Source organism: Rheinheimera oceanensis, from assembly GCF_018831085.1.
Classification (GTDB): Bacteria; Pseudomonadota; Gammaproteobacteria; order Enterobacterales; family Alteromonadaceae; genus Alishewanella; species Alishewanella oceanensis.
Genome location: NZ_JAGPNM010000003.1, coordinates 440,319 through 446,835, shown reverse-complemented (window position 1 = coordinate 446,835; position 6,517 = coordinate 440,319). Strand labels below are relative to the sequence as shown.

Below are 6,517 nucleotides of genomic sequence, written 5' to 3'. Positions count from 1 at the left end.
GCTTGTTCAGTTTGCTCAGCCAAGCGTTGCCGCCATTTATAAAATGACATGGTGCTCAGTTGATGGGTTTGGCAAAACTCAGTGATGCTCAGCTCTGATGTGTGCCATAAGTCGATTAATTGCTGCCATTGTGCCGCGTTGCGGTAAGCTCGCTTTGCCATATCACTCTCCTGTTATGATGAGTGCACAGCTTATCGCGCGATCTTAAGTGGGAATAGGACGTCCTAAAATGGACGCTTACGGTTGAGCGACATGTTAGGCATTTTCGCCATAGCGCTTTTTGTACCAACTGCCAATGGCTACTTCCACATTTGGGCAAATTCGTTGTGCTTCACTGACGATCTCAGCTCCGACTTCAGGACAAGTTATTCCAAGCTCTCGGTCAAGCCAAGCCCGAAAATTCGCTGCCGAGCCGGGATCTTCAGGTGGTTTTTGTAAATCGTCGAAGCCCAGTTCATCGTAGCCAATGCCGAACAAGCGCAAGAACGAATGAAAATCCGCAGCCAATACAGCGTTGTTACTTCCCTCTGAACCGAGGTGCACAACTGGCGCATGAGTAGCGTCCTTGCCATTTAGTAGCCAGAACGCAAGTATTGAACCGTCAGGACCTGCGCCAAAATAGGCAAAGTTTGATGTCATTAGATCGTCATCACCAAACCAAGCTCTAACTCCACCAAAGTCATCTGGCCTAATCTTCATGCACCCGCTAATTGGATAGCCCGTATTGTCCAAGTAGTCGCAGACTTTGCGAAGTTCATCTGGAAGAATTGTTCCTTCCGGTATGTTTGCCTGAATGCATTCAAACTTTGTCATAGAAATGCCTAACGCCGCCAGCATGCGCGGCTTTGTAGTAAAGGCGAAGCCGCAACGAAAAAGACGTCGCCGTGCCTGGCCTTGTTATAAAACTTACTGCCAATCAAGCTCAGCGATACCGACACTGCTTACCCCCGTATTAAAACGAATAAACAACGAATGTTGGTAGCCTAATTGCTCTCTAAACGCAGCGAGCTTCGCCAAGTCTTTAAAGCTAAGCTCTTGATTAGTTGACTTCTTAATTTCAATAGCCAACAAATTATCGTTTGTCATGCGCCTATGAATAATAATATCCGGAACTACGTTACGCTCGCAGACTTCCCCGGTAGGACTAACCGCATATATCAGCCTTTTCACAATATCCATTCTTCGATTGTATTCGCAATCAATGTCCCAATTGGGGAAATTCGGAGCAAGTTTCATTGCTAATTGATGCGATATTGCTTGCTCGCTTGCGTCATTTCTAAGAAGTTGCGCTTGCTCGGTTAAAAACTCGTCAAGTAGTGTCTGAATGTTTACTTCGCCGATTACCACATGCTCTCCAGAGTTTTATAACGCCCAAAGCAGCGGCGCGCGATAGCGCGTCCAGCCCGAAGGGCGATGCTGCCTTTGCTTGTTAAGTGTTCCATGGGAACGAGCCTCCGTTGTAGTAATGAAAAGTACGGCTACCCATATACTTTTCTAGCTTTTTACCTGCCTCGGTATGACTTAAATTTTCTAGAAAGCAAACCCGGATCGAGCCACCAAGGTCAGTTTGAGAGTCTGCTTCAATTTCAATAAATTGAAATAATGATTCCAAGTAAGGAAGTGACATTATGTTTTGGTGATTTTGTAGATATTGCCCGAACGCTGCCAACACCCCACACATTGTCGAATCACCATCGTCATTTCGATGGTAATTATCTTCACTATCCCATACCTCTTGATATTTAGAATCCAGAGATACTATGTAGTCAAGTAATTCAGAGTACGAATTCATATTGGCACTTAACATTTTATTCTTGAGCATGCTCGTTTCCTAAGTTCCTATAGTGAAAACAGAAATTGATAATTTACTGAAAAACAACCATAAATATTAAACTTGTATTTTCAGCTACCGGGAAAACGAGCATGCGTTATATTTCGGAGGCCGTGCGTTATATTTCTACGACTCACTGCCATAAGTACCTAATCTATAGCATGTAAATAAAGACGGCAATTAGCTTATGCACAATGTTAACAGGATATCTGACCTGAAATGCCTGATATTTTAAATAGTACTGTATATAACAACACAAAACATCACTTTCACTTAAGCTATTCAATAGCAATACAAGCAAAGCCGATAGTCGGCTGTTGAAATACCGCTGCCGCTTTAGCCGCTATTCACCCGGCGGGATAAAACCAGGCGTTTACTATCAGGCCATCTTGCACTTCGTACACCACCATTACCTCATATGGCTGTTCGGCCATGCCGTATACCTTTTCATGGTCGATAACCTTATTACCCACTACCATGCGCTGCAGCACCTCGGCGCGCAGCGCAGCTAAGGTAAAGCGCTCGGTTTTATAAAAGGCTTCCAGCGCAGCGCGGCCTTTTAACGATGGTTGCGTGGCAGGCATACGGTAAATGGCAATGTCCGGGTGATAACAAGCGACAAAAGCAGCGAGATCTTTAGCGTTGTAGGCGTCCAACTGGCGTTGTACCGGGGCTGTGCTGTCAATCATGTTGTTTAAACTCTATGCTAAAACGGCGCTTGGGTATCGGCATATCTGGTGTTGTACCGCCGAGTGCCGCTAGTCTGCGGCCTGCCTGCACGCGAATATAGGTTTTAATCGCTTCACGAAATAGCCCGGCTTTGTCTGTACCCGGCTCAGCCAAAGCCAGCGCTTGCTGATATAACTCATCGTCAATAGTTACTGTGGTACGCATATTGCCTCCAGCATCAGATAAAACATAAGCTTGCATCAAAATGAGCATCTTCACCAACTACAATGTGTTATTTAACCGCGTGCAGTGACTTACTCCAGCGTTTTGCACATAAACATACTATTTGGGTCGTCCGGGTAATCGGCGAAGCGGCCGCAGTAGGTAAAGCCTGCGCTTTGGTACAAGCTGCGGGCTGGCAGGAAAAAATCCATTGCGCCGGTTTCCAGATAAAGCTGCTTAATACCGCTTTGGCTGGCCTCTATTAGCAAAAACTGCAGTAAAGCGCGGCCTATGCCCTGCCCCCGCGCTTCGGGTGCGGTGCGCATAGATTTTATTTCAGCCATATCGCTGCTGTGCTGCTTAAGGGCTACACAACCCAGTAACACCTCGCCCTGCCAGGCGCCCCAAAAACGGATGCCGGGTGCTTTTAGTTTGCTGATATCCAACGCATGCACACTCTCTGGCGGCGAGGTGGCATACATATCGTCTAAATGGCCCTGTAATAACTGTATAACTGCCGGTGAATCCAGCCTGCCCGGAATAATTTTCATTGTTAATCTACCTGAGAATAGCGATATAAAGCTTTAGCGCCGCTGCAAGCCCTGTTTAGCGGCTAATAGCTGGCAGTTGATACTAAGCAACTGATACTAAGCAAACGTTAGTACGCACTGCAACATCAACTGGCAGCTAACCGGTATAAATAAACTGGCTTGCAGCGGCTGTACGGCTGCTTTGACAGCAGGGATAAAAAATTAGCCGCTGAGCACATTTTTTTTCCTGCAAAACGTTTTGAAATCCTGTATATTACCGCACTATTTTCAAACCCTAGCTTATTGAGATTACTATGTCAGCAGATTTATCCTTATATAGAAACATTGGTATCTTCGCCCACGTTGATGCCGGCAAAACCACAACTACCGAGCGTATCCTGAAACTGACCGGTAAGATCCATAAGTTAGGTGAAGTTCACGAAGGTGAATCTACTACCGACTTTATGGAACAGGAAGCCGAGCGTGGTATTACTATCCAGTCAGCAGCGGTAAGCTGTTTCTGGAAAGGCCACCGCTTTAACGTTATCGATACCCCGGGCCACGTTGACTTCACCGTTGAAGTTTACCGTTCACTGAAAGTATTAGATGGCGGTATCGGTGTATTCTGTGGTTCTGGTGGTGTTGAGCCACAATCAGAAACCAACTGGCGCTATGCTAACGACGCTGAAGTATCACGTCTGATCTTCGTTAACAAGCTGGACCGTATCGGCGCTGACTTTATCCGCGTTACTGAACAAGTTAAGAAAGTACTGGGTGCTAACCCGCTGATCATGGTGTTACCAATCGGCCGTGAAGACACGTTCAAAGGTGTGGTTGACCTGTTAACGCAAAAAGCTTACATCTGGGATGAAACAGGCTTACCAGAAAACTACACTATCACTGATGTACCAGCCGATATGGCCGATGACGTTGAAATGTACCGTCAGCAACTGATCGAAACTGCAGTTGAGCAAGACGACGACCTGCTGATGGCGTACATGGAAGGTGAAGAGCCTTCAATCGAAGATATCAAGCGTTGTATCCGTAAAGGTACCCGTGACCTGGCGTTCTTCCCAACGTTCTGTGGTTCAGCCTTTAAAAACAAAGGTATGCAGTTAGTTCTGGATGCGGTTGTTGATTATCTGCCAAGCCCGACTGAAGTTATTCCTCAGCCACTGACCGATGAAGAAGGTAACGAAACCGGCCAGAGCGCTATTGTTTCTGCTGATGAGCCATTCCGCGCGTTAGCATTCAAAATCATGGATGACCGTTTCGGCGCCCTGACCTTTATCCGTATCTACTCTGGTGTGCTGAACAAGGGTGACACAGTTCTGAACTCTTTCACCGGCAAAACCGAGCGTATCGGCCGTATGGTAGAGATGCACGCTAATGACCGTACCGACCTGACTACCGCTCAGGCTGGTGATATCATCGCGCTGGTTGGCTTGAAAAACAACACCCAGACTGGTCACACTCTGTGTGATCCTAAGCACCCATGTACCCTTGAACCAATGGTATTCCCTGAGCCGGTAATCTCTATCTCTGTAACACCAAAAGATAAAGGTTCTGTTGAGAAAATGGGTATCGCTATCGGTAAGATGGTAGCTGAAGATCCAACTTTCCGTGTTGAAACTGATCCGGACTCAGGTGAAACTATCCTTAAAGGTATGGGTGAATTACACCTGGATATCAAAGTAGACATCTTAAAACGTACTTACGGTGTTGAATTAGTTGTAGGCCAGCCACAGGTTGCTTACCGCGAAACCATTACCCGTGAAGTTGAAGACAGCTACACCCACAAGAAGCAATCTGGTGGTTCTGGTCAGTACGGTAAAATCGACTACCGCATTCGTCCGGGCGAGCAAAACTCAGGCTTTAAGTTCACCTCTACCGTTGTTGGTGGTAGCGTACCAAAAGAGTTTATGCCTGCTATCGAGAAAGGCTTCGAGTCTATGATGTCAACCGGTACTCTGGCTGGCTTCCCGGTATTAGACGTAGAAGTTGAAGTATTTGACGGTGGTTTCCACGCTGTTGACTCATCAGCTATCGCGTTCGAAATCGCCGCTAAAGGCGCGTTCCGTCAAACTATGCCGAAAGCCGGCGCACAACTGCTTGAGCCAATCATGAAAGTTGACGTGTTTACACCAGAAGATCACGTAGGTGATGTTATCGGTGACTTAAACCGTCGTCGCGGCATGATCTCTGGCCAGGAAGCCGGTGTAACAGGCGTTCGTATTAAAGGTGACGTACCACTGTCTGAGATGTTTGGTTATATCTCTACTCTGCGTACTATGACTTCTGGCCGTGGTCAGTTCTCTATGGAGTTCTCGCACTATTCACCGTGCCCGACTAACGTAGCTGATGCTGTTATCGCCAAAGAAAAAGAAAAGAAAGCTGCCGCTGCTAAAAACTAAGCAGTAAGCCGGTTGTAAAAAGCCCCGTGGTGTAAACCAGCGGGGCTTTTTTATTAGCGCTATCAGATTAAAAGCGCATTGGTAATTTGTCAGAGCTTTCTTAGCCAGATATTACGGAAACTTACGTTATCACCGTGATCCTGTAATTTCAGTGGCAGGCAACCGTGGGCTTTTACCTGCGGCTGGCCTATCCATTCAGTGGTACCGCTAATTTCGGTATGGTTTTGCACTAACACGCCATTGTGCAGCACGGTAACATAACCCGGCGATACACGTTGTTCACCATCAAAGCGTGGCGCGGTATAAATAATATCGTAGTGTTGCCATTCGCCTGGCGGGCGGGTGGCATTAACCAGTGGTATAGTTTGTTTATACACGGCAGCGGCCTGACCATTCGGGTAGGTGTTATTCTGGTATGAATCTAAAATCTGGATTTCGTACAGCTCCTGCAGGAAGACGCCGCTGTTGTTGCGCAGCTGGCCTTCTTTATCCATCCGGTCATTGCCAACCCGCCATTCAAGATGCAGCTGAATATCACAGAACGATGCTTTAGTACGGATATCGCCTGTACCCGGTTTAACCGTTAATACACCGTCTGCCATAGCCCACTGCGCTTTAGCACCGGTATTAACCGATTGCCACTGCGATAAGTCTTGATCCAATAACTGTATTGCATCTGACGGCACCTGGCCTGCAGTTGCAGTAACTACTGGCGGCACCGGTGCCCAAACTTCCGTTTTAGCCGCCAAGGCATGGCGCTGCGCTTCTGTGAGTTTGCCGGGCTCTGTATCTGCAATAGCAGCTGTAGTTAAAGCTAACGCTGTGCCGAACAGTAAATAATTCATAGTTAA

At 47.0% G+C, this 6,517-nt stretch carries 9 protein-coding genes; 1 reads left to right on the top strand and 8 read right to left on the bottom strand.

Annotated elements, in window-relative coordinates:
* The 7 genes from tnpA to J3B89_RS10160 all read right to left on the bottom strand — a co-directional run.
* Positions 1 to 161: IS66 family insertion sequence element accessory protein TnpA (tnpA, locus tag J3B89_RS21580; protein WP_433915367.1), on the bottom strand; the 161-nt coding region annotated here is incomplete at its 3' end.
* A 94-nt stretch (positions 162 to 255) separates the two neighbouring features.
* Positions 256 to 813 carry a hypothetical protein gene (locus J3B89_RS10185; RefSeq protein ID WP_215397431.1) on the bottom strand — a complete coding sequence of 186 codons (558 nt, stop codon included), beginning with the start codon at positions 811 to 813 and terminating at the stop codon, positions 256 to 258.
* A gap of 93 nt (positions 814 to 906) precedes the next feature.
* Positions 907 to 1,347: a hypothetical protein gene (locus J3B89_RS10180; RefSeq protein ID WP_215397430.1), complete on the bottom strand. Its 441-nt coding sequence runs from the start codon at positions 1,345 to 1,347 to the stop codon at positions 907 to 909.
* A gap of 82 nt (positions 1,348 to 1,429) precedes the next feature.
* Complete coding sequence (locus tag J3B89_RS10175) at positions 1,430 to 1,822, bottom strand: hypothetical protein (RefSeq protein WP_215397429.1); 393 nt, start codon at positions 1,820 to 1,822, stop codon at positions 1,430 to 1,432.
* Positions 1,823 to 2,178: 356 nt separating this feature from the next.
* Positions 2,179 to 2,520, bottom strand: coding sequence for a nuclear transport factor 2 family protein (locus J3B89_RS10170; protein WP_215397427.1), 342 nt, complete (start codon positions 2,518 to 2,520; stop codon positions 2,179 to 2,181).
* Entirely contained in the window at positions 2,513 to 2,725 is a 213-nt protein-coding gene (locus J3B89_RS10165; protein WP_215397426.1) for a type II toxin-antitoxin system VapB family antitoxin, read from the bottom strand. The genes J3B89_RS10170 and J3B89_RS10165 overlap by 8 nt, the downstream gene beginning before the upstream one ends.
* Before the next feature lie 89 nt (positions 2,726 to 2,814).
* Entirely contained in the window at positions 2,815 to 3,273 is a 459-nt protein-coding gene (locus J3B89_RS10160; protein ID WP_215397424.1) for a GNAT family N-acetyltransferase, read from the bottom strand.
* Between the two features lie 287 nt (positions 3,274 to 3,560).
* Here J3B89_RS10160 and fusA point away from each other — a divergent pair, with 287 nt between their 5' ends.
* Positions 3,561 to 5,666 carry an elongation factor G gene (gene fusA / locus J3B89_RS10155; RefSeq protein ID WP_433915366.1) on the top strand — a complete coding sequence of 702 codons (2,106 nt, stop codon included), beginning with the start codon at positions 3,561 to 3,563 and terminating at the stop codon, positions 5,664 to 5,666.
* 89 nt (positions 5,667 to 5,755) lie between these two features.
* Here the strand turns inward: fusA and J3B89_RS10150 are convergent, their stop codons facing one another.
* On the bottom strand, positions 5,756 to 6,511 hold the full coding sequence (locus tag J3B89_RS10150) for a 3-keto-disaccharide hydrolase (protein ID WP_215397420.1): 756 nt from the start codon (positions 6,509 to 6,511) through the stop codon (positions 5,756 to 5,758).
* Positions 6,512 to 6,517 lie beyond the last annotated feature (6 nt).

Coding starts and splice junctions, on each gene's coding strand:
- J3B89_RS10185 (WP_215397431.1), bottom strand. CDS start 813: ATGACAAAGTTTGAATGCATTCAGGCAAACATACCGGAAGGAACAATT.
- J3B89_RS10175 (WP_215397429.1), bottom strand. CDS start 1,822: ATGCTCAAGAATAAAATGTTAAGTGCCAATATGAATTCGTACTCTGAA.
- J3B89_RS10170 (WP_215397427.1), bottom strand. CDS start 2,520: ATGATTGACAGCACAGCCCCGGTACAACGCCAGTTGGACGCCTACAAC.
- J3B89_RS10165 (WP_215397426.1), bottom strand. CDS start 2,725: ATGCGTACCACAGTAACTATTGACGATGAGTTATATCAGCAAGCGCTG.
- J3B89_RS10160 (WP_215397424.1), bottom strand. CDS start 3,273: ATGAAAATTATTCCGGGCAGGCTGGATTCACCGGCAGTTATACAGTTA.
- J3B89_RS10150 (WP_215397420.1), bottom strand. CDS start 6,511: ATGAATTATTTACTGTTCGGCACAGCGTTAGCTTTAACTACAGCTGCT.